18 protein-coding genes and 1 other RNA gene are annotated in these 19,190 nt (G+C 61.2%); 10 read left to right on the forward strand and 9 right to left on the reverse strand.

Annotated features, from left to right (window positions below; all coding sequences use genetic code 11):
• Window positions 1-184 precede the first annotated feature (184 nt).
• The 6 genes from BLX42_RS16530 to BLX42_RS16555 all read left to right on the forward strand — a co-directional run bounded on the left by BLX42_RS16530 (window position 185) and on the right by BLX42_RS16555 (window position 5,108).
• A complete protein-coding gene (locus tag BLX42_RS16530) occupies window positions 185-478 on the forward strand; it encodes a hypothetical protein (protein ID WP_161872189.1) in 294 nt (97 codons plus the stop codon).
• A gap of 99 nt (window positions 479-577) precedes the next feature.
• Window positions 578-969, forward strand: a transfer-messenger RNA (tmRNA) gene (gene ssrA, locus BLX42_RS16535).
• A 394-nt stretch (window positions 970-1,363) separates the two neighbouring features.
• Window positions 1,364-1,612, forward strand: a complete 249-nt coding sequence (locus BLX42_RS16540; RefSeq protein WP_161872190.1) for a hypothetical protein — start codon at window positions 1,364-1,366, stop codon at window positions 1,610-1,612.
• 114 nt (window positions 1,613-1,726) lie between these two features.
• On the forward strand, window positions 1,727-1,993 hold the full coding sequence (locus BLX42_RS16545; RefSeq protein WP_125923549.1) for a DUF3077 domain-containing protein: 267 nt from the start codon (window positions 1,727-1,729) through the stop codon (window positions 1,991-1,993).
• Window positions 1,994-2,831: 838 nt separating this feature from the next.
• The gene (locus BLX42_RS16550; protein ID WP_161872191.1) at window positions 2,832-3,215 is read left to right on the forward strand and encodes a nucleotide pyrophosphohydrolase; all 384 of its coding nucleotides are present in this window, start codon (window positions 2,832-2,834) and stop codon (window positions 3,213-3,215) included.
• Window positions 3,216-3,239: 24 nt separating this feature from the next.
• Window positions 3,240-5,108 (forward strand): DUF2075 domain-containing protein, encoded by a 1,869-nt coding sequence (locus BLX42_RS16555; RefSeq protein ID WP_161872192.1) that lies wholly within the window; start codon window positions 3,240-3,242, stop codon window positions 5,106-5,108.
• A gap of 430 nt (window positions 5,109-5,538) precedes the next feature.
• On the opposite strand, the gene BLX42_RS16560 is transcribed toward BLX42_RS16555, so the two are convergent.
• The 3 genes from BLX42_RS16560 to BLX42_RS16570 all read right to left on the reverse strand — a co-directional run bounded on the left by BLX42_RS16560 (window position 5,539) and on the right by BLX42_RS16570 (window position 9,754).
• Window positions 5,539-6,930, reverse strand: coding sequence for an amino acid permease (locus BLX42_RS16560; RefSeq protein ID WP_161872193.1), 1,392 nt, complete (start codon window positions 6,928-6,930; stop codon window positions 5,539-5,541).
• A gap of 363 nt (window positions 6,931-7,293) precedes the next feature.
• Complete coding sequence (locus BLX42_RS16565) at window positions 7,294-8,637, reverse strand: MFS transporter (RefSeq protein ID WP_046785158.1); 1,344 nt, start codon at window positions 8,635-8,637, stop codon at window positions 7,294-7,296.
• A gap of 166 nt (window positions 8,638-8,803) precedes the next feature.
• Complete coding sequence (locus BLX42_RS16570) at window positions 8,804-9,754, reverse strand: 2-hydroxyacid dehydrogenase (protein ID WP_161872194.1); 951 nt, start codon at window positions 9,752-9,754, stop codon at window positions 8,804-8,806.
• 100 nt (window positions 9,755-9,854) lie between these two features.
• On the opposite strand from BLX42_RS16570, the gene BLX42_RS16575 reads away from it, so the two are divergent.
• Entirely contained in the window at window positions 9,855-10,742 is an 888-nt protein-coding gene (locus tag BLX42_RS16575; RefSeq protein WP_161872195.1) for a LysR substrate-binding domain-containing protein, read from the forward strand.
• A gap of 114 nt (window positions 10,743-10,856) precedes the next feature.
• Here BLX42_RS16575 and gudD read toward each other — a convergent pair whose 3' ends face one another.
• Both gudD and BLX42_RS16585 read right to left on the reverse strand, forming a co-directional pair.
• Window positions 10,857-12,212 carry a glucarate dehydratase gene (gene gudD / locus BLX42_RS16580; RefSeq protein ID WP_012312599.1) on the reverse strand — a complete coding sequence of 452 codons (1,356 nt, stop codon included), beginning with the start codon at window positions 12,210-12,212 and terminating at the stop codon, window positions 10,857-10,859.
• A 19-nt stretch (window positions 12,213-12,231) separates the two neighbouring features.
• A complete protein-coding gene (locus BLX42_RS16585; protein WP_161872196.1) occupies window positions 12,232-13,584 on the reverse strand; it encodes an MFS transporter in 1,353 nt (450 codons plus the stop codon).
• 261 nt (window positions 13,585-13,845) lie between these two features.
• Between BLX42_RS16585 and BLX42_RS16590 the strand changes: the two genes are divergently transcribed.
• Entirely contained in the window at window positions 13,846-14,544 is a 699-nt protein-coding gene (locus tag BLX42_RS16590; RefSeq protein WP_046785154.1) for a FadR/GntR family transcriptional regulator, read from the forward strand.
• Between the two features lie 9 nt (window positions 14,545-14,553).
• Here BLX42_RS16590 and BLX42_RS16595 read toward each other — a convergent pair whose 3' ends face one another.
• From BLX42_RS16595 to BLX42_RS16610, 4 genes are all read right to left on the reverse strand, one after another.
• Window positions 14,554-15,564, reverse strand: coding sequence for an NAD(P)-dependent alcohol dehydrogenase (locus BLX42_RS16595; protein WP_161872197.1), 1,011 nt, complete (start codon window positions 15,562-15,564; stop codon window positions 14,554-14,556).
• A 150-nt stretch (window positions 15,565-15,714) separates the two neighbouring features.
• A complete protein-coding gene (locus BLX42_RS16600) occupies window positions 15,715-16,305 on the reverse strand; it encodes an HAD family hydrolase (protein ID WP_012312595.1) in 591 nt (196 codons plus the stop codon).
• Window positions 16,302-17,171, reverse strand: a complete 870-nt coding sequence (gene tesB / locus BLX42_RS16605; RefSeq protein WP_012312594.1) for an acyl-CoA thioesterase II — start codon at window positions 17,169-17,171, stop codon at window positions 16,302-16,304. The genes BLX42_RS16600 and tesB overlap by 4 nt, the downstream gene beginning before the upstream one ends.
• A 91-nt stretch (window positions 17,172-17,262) precedes the next feature.
• Entirely contained in the window at window positions 17,263-17,835 is a 573-nt protein-coding gene (locus BLX42_RS16610; RefSeq protein ID WP_046785152.1) for a GNAT family N-acetyltransferase, read from the reverse strand.
• Between the two features lie 113 nt (window positions 17,836-17,948).
• On the opposite strand from BLX42_RS16610, the gene BLX42_RS16615 reads away from it, so the two are divergent.
• Window positions 17,949-18,863, forward strand: a complete 915-nt coding sequence (locus BLX42_RS16615) for a histone deacetylase (RefSeq protein WP_115273507.1) — start codon at window positions 17,949-17,951, stop codon at window positions 18,861-18,863.
• 149 nt (window positions 18,864-19,012) lie between these two features.
• Window positions 19,013-19,190 (forward strand): NAD(P)/FAD-dependent oxidoreductase (locus BLX42_RS16620; RefSeq protein ID WP_161872198.1); only part of this gene is annotated, 178 nt, incomplete at its 3' end.

A 19,190-nucleotide genomic window follows, 5' to 3' on the forward strand; every position in this document is an offset into this window, starting at 1 on the left:
CGACATCGAGCTTGGGCTGAACAAATCCCACTGATGCCACCCGGGCCGCGCTGCGGCCCAATCAGCGGCAACACCCCGCCGCACACCATCATGTCGCCAAGCCAGCACCCCGATTGAACCCTCGGCAAACCCCAACAGTCCACCCTTACAGGCCCACCTTCCAGAGGCCTTCAAGGAGACACCCATGAAAGGTACCGCGCTTTCGGCCCTCTTCGCGGCCGCTACCCTCCTGGCTTCACCGGTGTTCGCTGCTGACGACCTGTGCACTCAGCAACTGCAGGAAATCGATGACAGCATGGCCACCGCTGGCGCCACTTCCGAAGGCCTGGACAAGGCCATCACCGAACACGTCGACAAGGCCAAAGCCGCGCAGGCGTCTGGCGACACCAAAGAATGCATCGCCATTTCCACCAAAGTGCTCGAACGCCTGGAAAAAACCGACAAGGGCAGCGGCTCGGCGGGTGGCAGCGGTAGCTAAGCTTTGAGCGGGCGGCAAGAAGCGGCTGTCGACGCCGCCCGCGCAAAGGCGTATACTCAGCAGCACGTGCCGAAAGGTACGTCAGCTAGAGCTGAGTGTGGGGCCGATTAGGATTCGACGCCGGTAGCGAAACTCTAGGTGCATGCCGAGTTGGTAACAGAACTCGTAAATCCACTGTTGCAACTTTCTATAGTTGCCAATGACGAAAACTACGAGGGTTACGCTCTCGCTGCGTAAGCAGCTGAGCCCGCTCTCCTGGTAGCTTCGGCTCCAGCAATCATCAGGGGATGCCTGTAAACCCGAAATGATTGTCATACAGAACAGGATCGTCGTGTAGCACGTTGGGGGCAAAGCGACTAAAACTTACCCAACTCGTCCAAAGCACCCTGCCCGTCGGGCGGCTGCGGATTAACTCAATAGACACGGCTAAGCATGTAGTACCGACAGCGGAGTACTGGCGGACGGGGGTTCAAATCCCCCCGGCTCCACCAAATCCTAAAGAAGAAGACGCCCTCGGGCGTCTTTTTTTGTGCCTGAAATAATCACATCGCACCTGCTTGACGTTACAGATCGTTTCGAAATGCAGCGAAAAAGTCAGATTTATCCCCTTTCTTGTAGTCCATTTCCCAAAGATACTCTACAACCCTGTTTTCCGTTGCGGTCGCTTTTCCAGGGTCTTAGTCTCGGTGCGTCGTTGCACATCAACGGCATGACTTTGACAGGTCGCGACGGTAAACAACAAAACGGTTCGTCGTTATGGCGGCTGTACGTGCGGGCACGCTTGCGTGCGCCGGAACTTGTTGTTTCCGCCGGTCTGTCAACCCGCGTACAGCTGCCACCCTCTGTTTGACAGCAGACGGTGACGGCCCTGAAATGGAAGCAATCATGTTGAAGATAGTCCCCGATCCACCCCACCTACTCCACTCCCTGGAAGACACACTGATGATGGCCGCTGACTACGCCTTGTGCGCCGAAGCCGTCGCCCAGCAGGCAATGCAGATGCAGATGCAGCCCAAGTCACCTGTGTCGTTGTTGATCATGACCTCAATGCACGAGCTCGAGGCGCTACGCGCATTGCTCGAAGCGGCGCTGGTCCAAATCCAGAAATCCACCGATCCGCAAACGCTGCACTGACCCGCATCATGACCTGCCTGGCCTGACTCTCCCGCACAACGATGAACTTGTAGGCGTCCGGCTTGCCGGCGATAGGGCTAGGCCAGGCGACTACGACTTCAGGGAGATCAAACAGTGACCACCGAAGAAACCAAATTCACCGTCGGCAAAACCACCTTCTTCCAAGGTGAAAACCAGACCCACGCCCTTTTCCGCATCGCAGCCGGCATCCCATGCCAGGCCGCTCGCGAGCAGGCCTCGGAACTGATGGGCTATGCCCGCGACCTGAGCATCGACGGGCTGATGGAAGACAAACCGCAGTTGCTCTGGGCCTCGCACTACCTTTGCGCCCTGGCCAAGGCCCTGCTCGATGATGCCGAATTGGGCATGATGAAAACTTGAGCGCTACTCTATGCAGGCCAAGCGTGCTCCCGTCGTAAAAGCTAGCTTGGCCAAGTTGCTCCCCGTGTTTTCCACTACCCCTATCGGGCCAATACAAGCGCTGCCATTGGCGGTTCCCAGGTACCAAAGTCTTCAATACCCATCCCACTCGATGCGGTGGTTCTTCCAAGGGCGATCAGTATTCGACAGCACACCCAGTGACCTCCTCGGTGTTGGGGGCTCTCTAACCTCATGGCCATCGCGCGCCAGCTAAACAGTACAGCACTGCCCTGCAGCAACCTCCTCGCTAGGCCGGCTATTGCGCCAACGCCGCCCGTCTCTCTCAGTGGAAAGAGACGGGCGCCTTAACACTGCCGTAGCCCTGATCGCACAGTCCTTTGCGGCAATCCCCCCTCATGACAATCGGCAGGACAAACACCGATGTCACAAGCAACAACTTTGTAGATGATTGTGATGAAGCCACAAGCATGCGCGGTGCGTCCATTTTCAGGAGGTAAGGCGTTGTTTCGATTCCTAGTGACACGCCAGTCAGGTCGGACGCCGCTGGCAGTCGCGATATAGATCTTCGACGATTCCAGTGCGTCGCCGCGGCAGTCAACATCCTGTCGCCAATTGCCAGACCTGAAACGGCGGAGGCTGTCGCTAGACACTGGAAAATTCGCTTAAGGCGACTCACGCGCCCCTCAAATGACGTAACGAATGCAGGCAAGCAATTCGGCTGGCAGGAAGTGAGCGAGAGAAAAACAAAAAGCCTGCGTCAATAGCGAAAGACCTTACAATGCTAAGCCTGATTTCCTACATGCCTTCGGCCCCTCGCTGATACCCAAGAGATAGTCCCGTGAGTGACTCAGACAGATCATCCACGCCACTGGTTGACACAACGAAGCTCGCCGCATCCCTCCAGCGTTTCGCAGATGATCGCGACTGGCAGCAGTTCCACTCCCCCAAAAATCTCATCCTTGCTCTCACCGGCGAGGTAGGCGAGCTGTGCGAGATTTTCCAATGGATGAGCGATGCCGACTCGATCTCCGCCGCAACAGATCCCGAAATCGGCCAAGCCGTGAAGGACGAACTGGCGGACGTACTGATGTACCTGGTTCGCCTGAGCAGCGTACTCGGCATTGACCTCAACGAGGCCGTGACACAGAAACTCGCCTCGAATGGCCAGAAGTACCCCGTAGAGAAAGCCAGAAGCAACAGCAAAAAGTACGACCGACTCTGACTAACACGCACCTAAGGACAATCCGTGATCGTTTACGCTGCGACCAAACAGCAATTTCTCAAAGACAACGATAACGATGACATTGAGGAGGTGATCCTCAGGCATTACAAGGAAGCAACCGGCAAGAACGTTGGCACCTCGGAAATCAGGTCGTGGCAAGGGTCCCTAACGTACATGGCCAAGGTCCTTAGAGATGATGGCCTGCCGAGCGATGCGGGCCTGGCCATTGAATTGCACATTCCGCAGTCGTCGAAGCGAATCGACTTTCTACTCACCGGTCGCGACGAAAAACAAGCAAAAAAGGCCGTACTGATTGAGCTGAAGCAATGGAGCAAGGCCAACGCCACGACCAAAGACGCCATCGTCAAAACGGCGTTGGGTGGCGGCCTCATTGAGACCATTCACCCGTCCTATCAGGTATGGTCCTATGCAGCGCTGCTGGAAGGCTTCAACGAGGCGGTGTATGACAAAAGCATCGAAATCCGTCCGTGTGCCTACCTTCATAACTATGTCAGCGACGGCATCATAGATTCGGCTCACTACGAGCCCCACATCAGCAAGGCTCCACTGTTCCTGAAAGGCCCGGAAGAGCTCAGTAAACTCCGAAGCTTTCTGAAAAAGCATATAACTCATGGCGACAACAAAGAGGTTCTTTACGAACTGTCCGAAGGAAAAATTCGCCCGTCCAAGGCGCTAGCCGAGGCCCTCGCGGGGTTGATGAAAGGCAAACCCGAGTTCGTATTGATTGACGATCAGAAAGCAATTTTTGAGTCGGCGCTGGCGGCAGCAAGCGAGGCCACGGACCAAGCACCCAAGGTGATGATCATCGAAGGTGGGCCGGGCACCGGAAAAACTGTTCTGGCTATCAATCTGCTGGTGAAGCTCACCGAGTTGAAGCTGATGAGCAAATACGTCTCCAAGAATGCTGCCCCTCGCAAGGTCTACGAAAGCAAACTGGTTGGCACCATCAAGCGCAGCCATTTCTCAAATTTCTTTTCGGGCTCTGGGGCATTCATCGACACTGAGCCGAACACATTCGATGCGCTTATCGTGGACGAAGCTCATCGGCTGAATGAGAAAAGCGGGCTTTATGGAAACCTTGGGGAAAACCAGATCAAGGAGCTGATTGATTCAGCGAAATGCTCCATTTTCTTTATCGATGAAGACCAGCGGGTGACCTTGAGCGATATCGGCAGCAAGCAGGCGATTCGCGCCTTTGCGAAAGCCAAGGGCGCTGTGGTTGAAGAATACGTGTTGTCTTCGCAGTTTCGCTGTAGTGGCTCTGACGGTTACCTGGCATGGCTGGATGACACGCTTGGCATTCGATCGACGGCAAATCCAACGCTTGAAACCCAAGAGTACGAATTTAAGGTGTTCGACTCACCTCAGGCGATGCATGAAGCAATCAGTGAGAAAAACCACGGAAACAAAGCTCGTGTGGTCGCGGGCTATTGCTGGCCTTGGTTGAGCAAGAAAGACTCCGCCGCCGCAGATATCGTCATTGGTGACTACAAACGCCAATGGAACCTGGATCAGGATGGCAGCCTGTGGATCATCGCTGAGAACTCCATCGAGCAGGTTGGCTGCATTCATACTTGCCAAGGTTTGGAAGTCGACTACATCGGGGTCATCATCGGGCCAGACCTAGTCGTACGTGACGGTAAGGTCGTGACATCCCCAGATGAGCGCGACAAGCACGATAAATCGATTCGCGGCTGGAAAAAAATGATGAAAGAGCAACCTGCCCTCGCGAAAAGTGAAACAGACCTGATCATCAAAAATACGTATCGAACCCTGATGACAAGGGGGATGAAGGGTTGCTACCTGTACTGCACCGACAAAGAGACGGCGCAATACTTCGAGAGTCGGCTTAGCCAACACAGCAATCATTGACGGTATCGTTTGCTAGGAGCCCCTGTGCCGGCGAGCGCAGGGGCAACAATCAACAGTGCGACCATCTGCTTTATCCCGATTCGTTTTTGGGCGCGGTTCTCAAAAAGCACCGTCCATCGGAATCCAGGCCACGCAGCGTTCCAACTGGTATTCCAAGCAAGTTGATCTAAAAATTATTTACTAGCCAAAACAGATAGATACCAACTGGATGCAAATTACCCCGGCCCACCAAACACGTAAAAGGCACCTGGTCACCCAGGTGCTTTTTTATACTGCCCGATATCCGGTGTGCTCTCCCGACAATAGCCGGTCTAATCCAGGGATGCTGCAGCGGTAGATCTCTGCACCCTTGAGGCTGCCACACAAGGTGGGCATCCCCCGTGCCGAAAAAAGTCGCACCCGCGGCGCGACTTTCTTGCTTGATCCCCCGTCACCCCATCGACCGTACGCCCACCGCCTGCGCATGCCCCCGCGAAGTGACAATCCCAAGGAAGGAAATCACGATCGCCAAGCCCAAGGTCGAACTCACCTCCACCCGATGCTCAGGCGTATACATCATCACCGCCAGCGCCCCGCCAATGAAAATGATCACCGCCCAGGTCAGCCACGGGAACAGCCACATGCGGAATTTCAGTTCCGCGTTTTCGCGCTCCAGGCGGCGGCGCATGCGCAGCTGGGAGATGGCGATGACCATGTAAACCAGCAGCGCAATGGCGCCGGAGCTGGCCAGCAGGAACTCGAACACACCCTTGGGTGCGAAGTAGTTGAGGATGGCGATGGCCGCGCCGATCAGGGTGCTGCCGAACACGGCAGCGCGTGGCACGCCGACCTTGGAGGTCTTGTTGAGGAAGGCCGGTGCATCACCGCGCTTGGCCAGTGAGTACATCATCCGCGAAGCGATATAGATCGATGAGTTCATGCAGCTGGTCACGGCCACCAGCACCACAAGGTCGACCATGAAGGCGGCATTGGGGATGTTCATGATTTCCAGCGCACGCTGGTAAGAACCCACCACCGCAAGCTGCGGGTCGTTCCACGGCACGATCGAGATGATCACGAAGATCGACAGGATGTAGAAGGTACTGATGCGCCAGATCACCGAGCGCGTGGCCTTGGCGATGTTACGCGACGGGTCGCTGGATTCGGAGGCGGCAATGGTCACCGCTTCGGTGCCGATGAAGCTGAACATCACAGTGATGAATGCGCCGATCACGGCAGACCAGCCGTTGGGCGCAAAGCCGCCGTAGGCGCTCATCAACCCGCTCAACCCGCTGACTTCGCGGTTGGGCAACCAGTCCATCAGGGCCGCAAAGCCCAAGCCGATGAAGCAAAGGATTGCCGTGACTTTGAGAATGGCGAACCAGAACTCGAACTCACCGTACTTGGCCACGCTGAACAGGTTGGTGCACGCCAGTAGCAGTACGGAAGCGAGGGCGAAGATCCAGCTGTCCACCTGTGGGAACCAGGCGTTGAGCACATGCCCGGCGGCCAGTGCTTCGATCGGGATCACCAGCACCCAGAACCACCAGTACAGCCAGCCGATGGTGTAGCCGGCCCAGCGGCCGATGGCCTGGTCGGCATAGGTGGAGAACGAACCGGTGTCGGGGTGCGCCACGGCCATTTCGCCGAGCATGCGCATGACCAGCACCACCAGGGTCCCGGCCACGAAGTAAGAAACAATGGTGGCTGGCCCGGCTGCCGCGATGGCGTGCCCGGAGCCGACGAAAAGACCGGCGCCGATGATGCCCGCGATGGACAGCATCGTTACATGACGTGGCTTGAAACCTTGTGCAAGGTTGCCATCAGTTCCCACGGTGTTCATTGATGTTGTTCTCTTTTTGCTGACACAAGGAAGGACGGGCAGGCGTAGGCGAAAATATCTCCTTTGGATTCAATGAGTCGACACCTTGCTTGCGCGCTGTTGTTGATCTTTGGCACGCGTCACAAAGCAGGGTGTCAGTGCGGTTCGGGGTTCATTTAAGCCGGCTGAGGCTGCGGGAAATTACACGAGAACGCCTCGCAACTGTTCGATCACGACAGCGCTTTTCCATAAACGTCAGATGTCGTGGATGGCATGTCCAGACACGCCTGATGGCCATTTGAGGGTTTTGTTTTTCATCTGGGTATGCGTAACAGGTACAAAAAAGCCCCGGTCTCCCGGGGCCTCTGTTGCTCAGGCGTCTGCCTACGCCTGCCCCGTCCGTTCGAAGCGCCGGGCCAGCAACAGGTAAGCGAAGATCCCCAGCACGCCGTGGGCGGCTACGAACCAAAGTGCGTTGTCGAAGGAGCCGGTGCTGGCCACTACGTAGCCGATCACCAGCGGGGTGACGATGCCGGCAATATTGCCGATGCCGTTGAACACGCCACCGCACAGGCCAACCATTTTCTTCGGTGCCACATCAGACAGCACCGCCCAACCCACCGCTGCCAGGCCCTTGCCGAAGAATGCCAAAGTCATCAGGGCAATTACCGCCGCGTTGCCATCCACGTAATTGGCCAGCACCAAGGTGGTGGACAACGCCATGCCGATCACGAACGGCGTCTTGCGCGCCCTGGACGGGTGCACGCCGCGGCGGATCAGCCAGTCGGACACGAAGCCGCCAAGGATGCCACCGGTAAAGCCGCAGATGGCCGGCAACGCGGCCACCCAGCCGGCCTCCATGATGGTCATGCCACGGCCCTTGATCAGGTAGATCGGGAACCAGGTGATGAAGAAATAGGTGAGCGCGGTAATGCAGTACTGCCCCAGGTAGACCGCCCACAGGTTGCGGCTGGTGAACAGCTGTGCAAGCTCCGCGCGGGTCGGTTTGCTCTTGGCCGTCTTGCGCTCTTTTTCCAGGTCGACCAGCGCTCCGCCTTCACGCATGTAGTCGAACTCTTCACGGCTCAACCCCGGTGCGCTGTGCGGCTCATGGTAAAGGCGGAACCACACCACGCTCAGCAGCAGGCCGAGCACGCCCATCCAGATGAATACCTGCTCCCAGCTCATCGTGTGGGTCATCCACGCCATCAGCGGCGCGAACACCACCACTGCCATGTACTGCGCCGAATTGAACAGCGCCGATGCGGTACCGCGCTCGCGGGTGGGGAACCAACAACTGACGATGCGCGAGTTGGCCGGGAATGCCGGTGACTCCACCAGGCCGAGCATGAAACGCATGGAGAACAACGCCACCGCAGCCGACACACCGGCCAGGCCCAGCCAGCCCACTGTGCCTTGCAGCAGGGTGAACAGCGACCAGAGAATCAGGCTGATGCCATACACGCGGCGTGCACCGAAGCGGTCCAGCAACCAGCCGCCGGGTACCTGGCCGAGGGCATAGGCCCAGGCGAAGGCAGAGAAGATCATGCCGAGCATGACCGGGTCCAGGCCGAGGTCCTTGAGTACCTCGGTGCCAGTGATCGACAGGGTGGCGCGGTCGGCATAGTTGATGACCGTGATGACAAAGATCAGCGCCAGGACAAGGAAGCGATGGCGGCCGATTGCGGCGACGGCCTGCGGTGCGGCGACGGCGGATTTGCTGTTCATGTGTACCCTCTTGCTTCTCGATGGAAGCGATTGTTCTTGTGCAGAGAAGGTGTGGCCTTGTGGTGTCGCTAGTGGCCCTATCGCCGGCAAGCCGGCGCCTACAGGTACATCACCGGGCTGCAAAGCAGTGGGCTCCCAGTGGAAGCCGGCTTGCCGGCGATAGGGGCTACGCGCAGTTCGGTGGCACCTCGCCGCGGAAACAGGCAGCGAGGTTGTCCAGCACCATTTGCCCCATTTCCAGGCGGGTCTGCAGGGTGGCGCTGCCTCGGTGCGGCTGCAGGCTGACCTGGTTGAGGTCACACAAAGCCGGTGGCACATGGGGTTCATCGACGAACACATCCAGCCCGGCACCGGCAATGCGCCGTTTGCGCAAAGCCTCGACCAGTGCGCCTTCATCCACCAACTTGCCGCGCGCCACGTTGATCAGGTAGCCCTGCGGGCCCAGCGCGTCGAGCACCTCGGCGCTCACCAGCACCTTGCTGCCATCAGCCGAGGCCGCTACCACCAGCACATCCACCGAACGCGCCAGTTCGACCAGGTCAGCGACGAAGCGGTAGCCACAGCCGTGCTGTTCGCGCCGGCCGTTGTAAGCAATGTGCATGTCGAAGGCGGCAGCGCGGCGGGCAATGGCCTTGCCGACTTGCCCCAGGCCAACGATGCCCAGCGCACTACCACTGACCTTGCGCGCCAACGGCAGGTTGACCGTGCCCCACAAGCCGTCACGCACCAGACGTTCACCTTCGCCCAGGCGGCGCAGTGTGTTGATGATCAACCCCATGGCCATATCGGCCACGTCATCGGTGAGCACCCCCGGTGTCGTGGTGACATGTATGCCGCGCTTCGCCGCGTGGTGCAGGTCGACAGCGTCGGTGCCGATGCCACTGATGGCGATGATCTGCAGCGCTGGCAGTTGATCCATCAGCGCATTGGCCAAGCCTTTGGCGCCACCGGTGACCACCCCACGAATACGAGGGCCGACTTCATCGAGCAGTTGTTGAGGATTGTCATGTCGATACAGCCGATGCACCTGGTAGGCACTGACCAGTTGCGTATCGATGGCATCCGGTACCGGCTGGGTGAGCAGCAGCTCGACGGCTGCGGTGTTGTCGTTGTTCATCGTTGATATCCGGCAACTTCAAAGGTGTGACTCGATGCTAGGCCGGCATTCGATACAGGTCTAATATAGATGGTGGATCGAATAATTCAGGAATTGAATCATGGAGCTGCACCAGCTGCGCTGCTTCGTAGCGGTTGCCGAGGAGCTGCATTTCGGCCGTGCCGCCAGCCGCCTGCACATGACCCAGCCGCCGTTGAGCCGGCAGATCCAGCTGTTGGAGCATTCGCTGGGGGTGCTGCTGCTCGAGCGCAACAACCGCCAGGCGCGGCTCACGCTCGCCGGGCAGAGCTTTCTGGAAGATGCCCGGCGCATACTGCAGATTGCCGAATCGGCCAGCCAGTCGGCCCGGCGCATTGCCCATGGCGAGGCTGGCCGACTGACGCTGGGCTTCACAGCGGTCGGGGCCTACAGCATGATCCCGCGCCTGCTGGTGCACGCCGCCAAGACCGTACCCGACATCGAACTGATGCTCAGCGAGCGTATCTCCGCAACCCAGGTGCATGACCTGGAGGCTGGGCTGATCGATGTCGGTCTGGTGCGCCAGGTACTGCCCAGCGCGCGCGTGGAGTACCTGCCGATCCACCGCGAGCCCTTCGTCGCCGCCCTCCCCGTCGGCCATGCACTGGCAGCGCGCGAGCGGCTCAAGCCGACCGATTTCGATCAGCAGCCGTTCGTGATGTACAGCGCCAACGAGGGGCGCTACTTCCATGATCGCATCGCCAATCTGTTTGCCCGCCACGAGGTGCAGCCGCGTTATCTGCACCAACTGGGGCAGACGCATTCGATTCTGGGGTTGGTGAATGTCGGGCTGGGCTGTGCGGTGGTGCCGGCATCGGCGCAGGCGCTGCGGCTGGAGCAGGTGGTGTTCAAGCCACTGATGGGGATGGACCAGCAGGCGGAGATCTTTCTGGCGTATTGCCGGGATAATCCGAATCCAGTGTTGGGCGCGTTTGTGGTGATGGCTCGGGCATTTTTTGAGGCGGGGTGAGGGGGCTGCTGCGCAGCCCAATCGCCGGCAAGCCGGCTCCCACAGGTACCCCGCTGCTCTCTAGCTCAGCGTAAACCCAGTGGGGCCGGCTTGCCGGCGATTGGGCACCGGGCTTCAACGCACCAGGCAAGGCCGCTTGTTATCGAACGTCCAGCCCGGGATCAGGAACTGCATCGCCACACCGTCATCCCGCGCTCCCAGCCCCATGCTGCGGTAGCACTCATGGGCCTTGGCCAGTTGGTCTTCATCCAGCTCCACCCCTAGCCCTGGGCGCTCTGGCACGCGCACATGGCCGTCGACGATGCGCAGCGGCTCGCGGGTAAGGCGCTGGCCGTCCTGCCAGATCCAGTGGGTGTCGATCGCCGTGATCTCACCCGGCGCCGCCGCGGCCACCTGGGTGAACATCGCCAATGAAATATCGAAGTGGTTGTTCGAATGCGAACCCCAGGTCAGGCCCCAGTCGTTGCACATCTGCGCCACCCGTACCGAGCCCTGCAAGGTCCAGAAGTGTGGGTCGGCCAAGGGGATGTCCACTGATTGCAACTGGATCGCATGGCCCATCTGGCGCCAGTCGGTGGCGATCATGTTGGTGGCGGTGGGCAAGCCGGTGGCACGGCGGAACTCGGCCATCACCTCACGGCCCGAATAGCCGTTTTCGGCACCGCACGGGTCTTCGGCATAGGCCAGCACGTGGTGCTTGTCACGGCACAGGGCGATGGCCTCTTGCAATGACCAGGCGCCATTGGGGTCTAGCGTGATACGCGCTTCGGGGAAGCGCTCGGCCAGCGCTGTCACCGCCTCCATCTCCTCTTCGCCACGCAGCACGCCGCCCTTGAGCTTGAAGTCGCTGAAGCCATAGCGCTGCTTGGCGGCTTCAGCCAGGCGCACCACGGCCTCAGGGGTCAGTGCCTTCTCGTGACGCAGGCGGAACCAGTCATCATCGGCATCGGCCTCGTTGCGGTAAGCCAGGTCGGTCTGCTGGCGGTCACCGATATAGAACAGGTAGCCGAGCATTTTCACCGCGTCGCGCTGCTGGCCTTCGCCAAGCAGCGCGGCCATGGGCACATTGAGGTGCTGGCCGAGCAAGTCGAGCAGCGCCGACTCGATGGCCGTCACCGCATGCACGGTAATGCGCAGGTCGAAGGTCTGCAGGCCACGCCCGCCGGCATCGCGGTTGGCGAAGGTCTGGCGCATGGCATTGAGCACACGCTGGTAGTGGCCGATCGGCTGGCCGACCACCAGGCTGCGGGCATCTTCCAGGGTCTGGCGGATCTTCTCGCCACCGGGCACTTCGCCCAGGCCCGTGTTGCCGGCGCTGTCACGCAGCACCACAACGTTACGGGTGAAGAACGGGCCATGGGCGCCACTGAGGTTGAGCAGCATGCTGTCATGGCCGGCAACCGGGATCACGCGCAGGTCGGTGACCACGGGGGTGCTGGTGTGGAGTGCGGGAGTCGTCTGCATGTTCATGATTGTTGTCTCGCAGTCATCAGTGGGTCTGGCCCAAGGCCGAAGGGGCCTTGAGGTCATTGGAGGGGACGCCCTTTGGGCGAGTGCGCACGAAGAACACCGCAATGGCCGCCAGCACCGAGGTCACGGCCAGGCCGTACAGGCCACCCTGGATCGACCCGGTCTGCTGCTCGAGCAGGCCGAAGGTGGTGGGCGCGACGAAGCCGCCCAGGTTGCCCACCGAGTTGATCAGGGCGATCACCGCCGCAGCGATACGTGCGTCCAGATAGCCTTGGGGGATCGGCCAGAACAGTGACGAAGCCGACTTGAAACCGATGGCGGCAAAGCACACCGCGACAAAGGCGAACACCGGCCCGCCCGTGGTCGACATGAACATGCCGATGGCCGCGATCACCAGGGCAGCAGCCACCCAGGCCTGCTGGAACTTCCAGCGTGAGGAGCCAGCGGCGAAGGCATACATGGCCAAAATCGAGATCAGCCACGGGATGGAGTTGAAGAAGCCGACCTGCAGGTCGCTCAGATCACCCATGCGTTTGATGATGCTGGGCAACCAGAAGGTCGCAGCGTAGATGGTCAGCTGGATGCAGAAGTAGATCAGGCAGAACAGCACGATCTGGCGGTCCTTGAGCAGGCTCCAGGACGATACCTTGACGGCGCCGGTGGCTTCGCGCTCACGTTGCTCGCGGTCGATGGTATCGACCAGCGCATCCTGCTCGGCCTTGCTCAGCCACTTGGCGTCGTGCGGTTTGGAGTCGAGCCAGAAGAACACGAAGAAGCACAGCGTGACCGAGGCCATGCCCTCAATGAACAACATCCACTGCCAGCCATGCATGCCCAGGCCCTGGATCTGCATCAGCGCGCCGGCCAGTGGGCCGGAGATCAGCGAGGCCAGCGCCGAGCCGCTGAGGAAGATGGCAATCGCCTTGCCGCGTTCGGCAGCTGGCAGCCAGCGGGTGAAGTAGTAGATCACCCCAGGGAAGAAGCCGGCCTCGGCAACACCGAGCAAAAAGCGCAGCACGTAGAACTGGGTTTCGTTCTGCACGAAGGCCATGGCCGTGGCCACCAGCCCCCAGGTGAACATGATGCGGGTCAGCCACAGGCGGGCGCCGACGCGCTGCAACAGCATGTTCGAGGGCACTTCGAACAGCGCATAGCCGATGAAGAACAGCCCGGCACCAAAACCATAGGCCGCAGCGCTGATGCCCAGGTCGCTTTCCAGATGCGGCCGGACGAAGCCGATGTTGACGCGGTCGAGGTAGTTGACGATGAACATGATCACGAACAGCGGCAGGACGTGGCGCTTGACCTTGGCCACGGCGCTGGCCAGCACGTCGCCACCGTTACGGGCAGACGGATCGAGGGTGTCGTTCACTTGTGTATCTCCCACTAATTGTTTTTGTGCGGGTCGAGGTGGTCTGACATGACAGTGGGCAGAGCATATGCGCGGCGAAGTTGTACGACAAGATGGCGATTGTCGTTAAAAACACAAAATACAAGCTTATAGATCGTATAAAAGCGGCGATAACGTTCCTAAGATCACTTTTAAGGTTACCCGGCGCCGCGAAAAAACAGGCAGAAACTATTTTTATCGGCTAACTTGTCGTACAAGCTAACTCGCCAACCGGAGCGGCCCATGCCCCAGCAGCCCCGCAAAACAGGCCACAGCCGTGCCCACGACCTGGTCTCCAGCCTGACCCAGCAGATCCTGCTGGGCACCATCAAGCCGGGCGACAAACTGCCGTCGGAAAACACCCTGGTGCGCGAGCACGGTGTCAGCCGCACCGTGGTGCGTGAAGCCCTGTCGAAGCTGCAGGCCTCTGGCCTGGTAGAGCCGCGCCACGGGATTGGTACCTTCGTGATGGCGCGCCCGGCGCAGGCCGGGTTACGTGTGGGAGTGGAGAATGCCGCAAGCGTGCGCGACCTGCTGGAACTGCGCATCGGCCTCGAAGGCCAGGCAGCCGCCCTCGCCGCCGTGCGCCGCAACGAACACCACCTGGCACGCATGCGCCAGGCGCTGGACGATTATCAGGACCTCGCCGCCGCCGGTGACAGTTGCATCGAAGCGGACCGCCGCTTTCACCTGCTGATCGCCGAGGCCACCGGCAACCTGTACTTCAGCGAGATGATGGCGCAGCTGGGCAATGGCCTGATTCCACGCAACCGCATGGCCATCGCCGAACGCGCCGGGGCCAACCTGGCCCGGCATGCCTACCTGGCCAACCTGGAGCATGAGGCGATTCTCAACGCCATTGGCCGGCAGGACCCGGATGCGGCGCGGGCGGCGATCTGCCTGCATCTGTCCAACAGCCGGGACCGCTTGTTGCCGGACTAAGACCGGCGACTACCAGGTCAGGCAGATCTTGCCGAAATGCCGGTTGCTCTCCTGGTAGCGGAACGCTTCGACGATCTGCTCCAGCTCAAAATGCTTGTCCACCACAGGCAGCAAGCCGTTGGCGTCGATCGCCCGGACCATCGCCTGCTGCTGCGCGCGGCTACCCACCAGCACGCCCTGCAGACGGATCTGCCGAACCAGCGCCTGAACCAGCGGCAACTGCCCGGCGACACCGGTAAGGATGCCGATCAATGACACATGCCCACCGATCCGTGCGGCAATCATCGACTGCTCCAGCGTCGCCGGCCCGCCTACCTCGATCACATGATCGACGCCACGGTTGCCGGTGAGTTCACGCACCTTCTCGCCCCAGGCCGGGGTGCTCTTGTAGTTGATCAGGTGATCAGCGCCCAGGGCCTTGAGGCGTTCGAGCTTGGCATCGCTGGACGAGGTGGCGATTACCGTGGCGCCTGCCAGCTTGGCGAACTGCAGGGCGAAGATCGACACGCCGCCGGTGCCCTGCACCAGTACGGTGTCACCGGGCTTGAGGTGATCGTCGCTCATCAGCGCACGCCAGGCCGTGAGGCCGGCGGTCGTCAGGGTGGCGGCTTCGGCGTGGCTGTAGCCCTTGGGCGCCAAGGTGAAGGAGGTGGCGCGGGCGGTGACCTGTTCACGCGCGTAGCCGTCGATGCCATCGCCCGGCACGCTGGCGAAGCCTTCGACCAGTGCCTGGCCATCGAGCCAGTCCGGGAAGAAGGTGCTGACCACGCTGTCGCCTACCTTGAACTCACTGACGCCCGCCCCGATCGCAATCACTTCGCCGGCGCCATCGGCCATGGGAATGCGCCGCTCGCTCGGCCCCCACATGCCGCTGACCACGGCAAAGTCGTGGTAGTTGAGGGAGCTGGCGTGCAGGCGTACGGTGATCTCGCCGGGCTTGGGCGCAGCAGCCTCGCAGGTGCCGACTTCGACCTTGTCGTAGCCGCCGCCGGGTTGCACGTAAATGGCTTTATGGGTCATGGCTGGTTCTCCGTTTGGGGAAAAGACTGGGGGTGAGCATAGACAGTAACGGCCCTATCGCCGGCAAGCTGGCTCCCACAGGTGCTCGGGCAGCCTTCAGCAGCGGTGATCAACTTGCCGGCGGCAGGGCAAGCGCAGACGACCGAAAACTCAGCCCAGCAACGCCCGCAAAGCACGGCAGTCCACCGCATGCCAGTCCACCAGTTCCGGCCATGGGTTATCCGGCAGGTTCACCAGCACTGTGCGCGCCCCGGCCGCTCGGCCGCAATCCAGGTCGAAGCGGTAGTCACCCACCATCACCAGTTCGCTCGGCGCCACACCCCAGGCACTGGCGATCTTCAGCAGGCCATCGGGGTTGGGCTTGGGCGCCGCCTCGTCACGACCGAGCACGTGCTCGACGGCAAAGCAATCCGCCAGGCCGATCGCCTCCAGCGTGACATGCGCCAGCTCACGCGCATTACGGGTAAGGATGCCCAACCGGCAGCCACGCCCGGCCAGCTCCCGCACCAGCTCCACAGCACCGGTAGCTGCAGTCGAGGCAACCGCCAGGTCGCGCTCGTGCTCCAGCAGCCACGCATGCTTGGCGGCCGCTTGCGCCGCAGGCAATGCCGCCAGGTGGGTGAGGATGTCGTCCTCGGGCGGAATCTCCAGTGCCTCACGAATGGCGGCAAAATCATGCACTGCCACGGTGAGGGTGCCGTCCATGTCGAACACCCAGTTGCGGATATCGGCCAGGCTCATGCCCAGTCCTTGCGGTGACGGATCAAGCCTTCCTGCGAAGACGACGCCACCAGTTGCCCGGCACGGTTGTAGATACTGCCCCGGCAGAAACCCCGGGCATTGCCGGCCCATGGGCTGTCGGTGGCGTACAGCAGCCACTCATCGGCGCGCAGGTTGCCGTGGAACCACAACGAGTGGTCGAGGCTGGCGATCTGCATGTCGCGCTGCCACACCGATTTGCCATGGGGCAACAGCGAGGTGGTCAGCAGGCCGAAGTCCGAGGCGTAGGCCAGCAGGTACTTGTGCAGCGCGGGCACGTCCGGCAGGGTGCCGTCGGCGCGGAACCAGGTGTATTTCACCGGGTCGCCGGGCTTGGGGTTGAACGGGTCACGCTCGGTGACCGGGCGTATCTCGATCGGCTTGGCACACAGCACCTTGTCACGAATGCGCTCAGGCAGGTGATCGGCCATGGCGCGGGCCAGTTCGACCTCGCTCGGCAGGTTCTCCGGCCCGACCACATCAGGCATCTGCGCCTGGTGCTCGAAACCTTCCTCGTCGTACTGGAACGACGCACTGCAAGTGAAAATGGTCTGGCCCTTCTGGATGGCCGTCACGCGCCGGGTACTGAAGCTGCCGCCATCGCGCACACGGTCGACCGAATAGACCACCGGCAGGCTGGCATCGCCCGGGCGCAGGAAGTAGCCGTGCAGCGAATGCACATGGCGCGCGTCTTCGACCGTCTGGCTGGCCGCCGACAGTGACTGGCCCAGCACCTGACCACCGTACAGCTGGCGGAAGCCCAGGTCCTGGCTGCGTCCACGGAACAGGTTCTCCTCGATCGATTCGAGGCTCAACAGGTCGACCAGGTCGTCCAACACATGACTCATCGGGGGTTCTCCTAGCAAGGCATCACAGCTCTACGGCGCTTTCATGAAGGCAAATGATACAGGGTTTGTCATCGGCACCGCGCATGACCGCTCATTCAGCGCGCAAGGTCTGCTCCCAGCGGGGCCGGTCGATGCGGTACAGCACGTGGGGCCGCAGCGGGTGCCCGGCGGGCAGGCGCGGGTGCTCGAAACTGCCTTGCAGGTCCTGCTCCATGCCGATGGCCTGCATGACCTTCTGCGACGGCAGGTTGGCCTCGGTAGTGAACGACACCACCTCCTCCAGGCGCAATTGGGCGAAAGCACAACGCAGGCAGGTCCACGCCGCCTCGCTGGCAAAGCCCAGGCCCCAGTGGCGCCGAGCAAGGCGCCAGCCGATTTCCACGGCCGGCGCGAACGGCGCATCGAAGTTGACGTTGAGCAGGCCGGTCATGCCGATGAAGGCGCCGCTGTCCTTGCGCTCCAGGGCCCACAGGCCGAAGCCGTATTCGTTGAAATGGCCGCGGATCCTGCCGATCAGTGCCGCCGCCTCCAGCCGCGTCATGGGGGCTGGAAAGTAACGCATCACCTGCGGGTCGGCGCTCATGGCGGCGAACTCGCGCAGGTCGTCGTCATGCCATTGGCGCAACACCAGGCGGGCGCTTTCCAGTTCAAGGATGGGGGTCATGGGGCGTGCTCCGGTTTTGCCGTGCTACAGGTTCAGCGTAGGCGCGGCGCAGCACTTTTACCCACAACCCAACAACTGGCAAGATCAGCACTGGCCCCGATTGCGAACCCACCATGCCGTTGCCGCTGATCTACCACGATGACTACAGCCCGGAGTTTCCACCCGAGCATCGTTTCCCCATGGACAAGTTCCGCTTGCTGCGCGACCACCTGGTCGAGAGCGGGCTGACCACCGACCAGGCTTTGCTGCGCCCGCAAATCTGCCCCAACGACATCCTCGCCCTGGCCCACGACCGCGACTATATCGAGCGCTACATGCACGGCGAGCTGTCGCGCGAGGACCAGCGCCGCCTGGGCTTGCCCTGGAGCGAGGCCTTGGCGCGGCGCACCGTGCGTGCGGTGGGCGGCTCGCTGCTGGCTGCCGAAATGGCGCTGCAGCACGGCCTGGCCTGCCACCTGGCCGGCGGTACCCACCACGCCCACTATGACCACCCAGCCGGTTTCTGCATCTTCAACGACCTGGCCGTGATCAGCCGCTACCTGCTCGAAGCCGGGCGGGTGCACCGGGTGCTGATCTTCGATTGCGACGTGCACCAGGGCGATGGCACCGCGCGCATCCTGCAGGACACCCCGGACGCCATCACCGTATCGTTGCACTGCGAACAGAACTTCCCGGCGCGCAAGGCCCACAGCGACTGGGACATTCCGCTGCCGCGGGGCATGGGTGACGCCGCCTACCTGAAGGTGGTGGAAGACGCGCTCAACTACCTGTTGCCGCTGTATCAACCCGACCTGGTGCTGTACGACGCCGGTGTGGACGTACATAAGGACGATGCCCTCGGCTACCTGCAACTGACCGATGCCGGCTTGGCTGCGCGCGACGAGCATGTCATGCGCCACTGCCTGGGGCGGGATATCCCGGTGGTCGGCGTGATCGGCGGCGGCTACAGCAAGGACAGGGAAGCCCTGGCGCGGCGCCACGGCATCCTCCACCACAGCGCGGCGAAGGTCATCAGTTGTTCACAATGACTGTGGAACCGCCTGTGGATAACCTGCTGGAAAGCCGCTACAGCCCTTTACCACCGTGCCCTGCAGCATACTGATCATTTTTTGCTCAGTGCTTGCATGGCCCCTGCTGCGTTAGAATGCGCGGTCTTTTCCACAGCCTGCTGACCACCATGTCCGATCTACGCCCCGCATCCCCTCCCCTGGCTGTCGTCATCGGCGCCGGCCCCGCCGGCCTGATGGCCGCCGAAGCCCTGGCCCAGGCGGGCCTGGCAGTGCAGGTGTTCGACGCCATGCCGTCGGTGGGCCGCAAGTTTCTGCTGGCGGGCGTCGGCGGCATGAACATTACCC

The organism is Pseudomonas sp. SG-MS2 (genome assembly GCF_009933855.1).
Classification (GTDB): domain Bacteria; phylum Pseudomonadota; class Gammaproteobacteria; order Pseudomonadales; family Pseudomonadaceae; genus Aquipseudomonas; species Aquipseudomonas putida_E.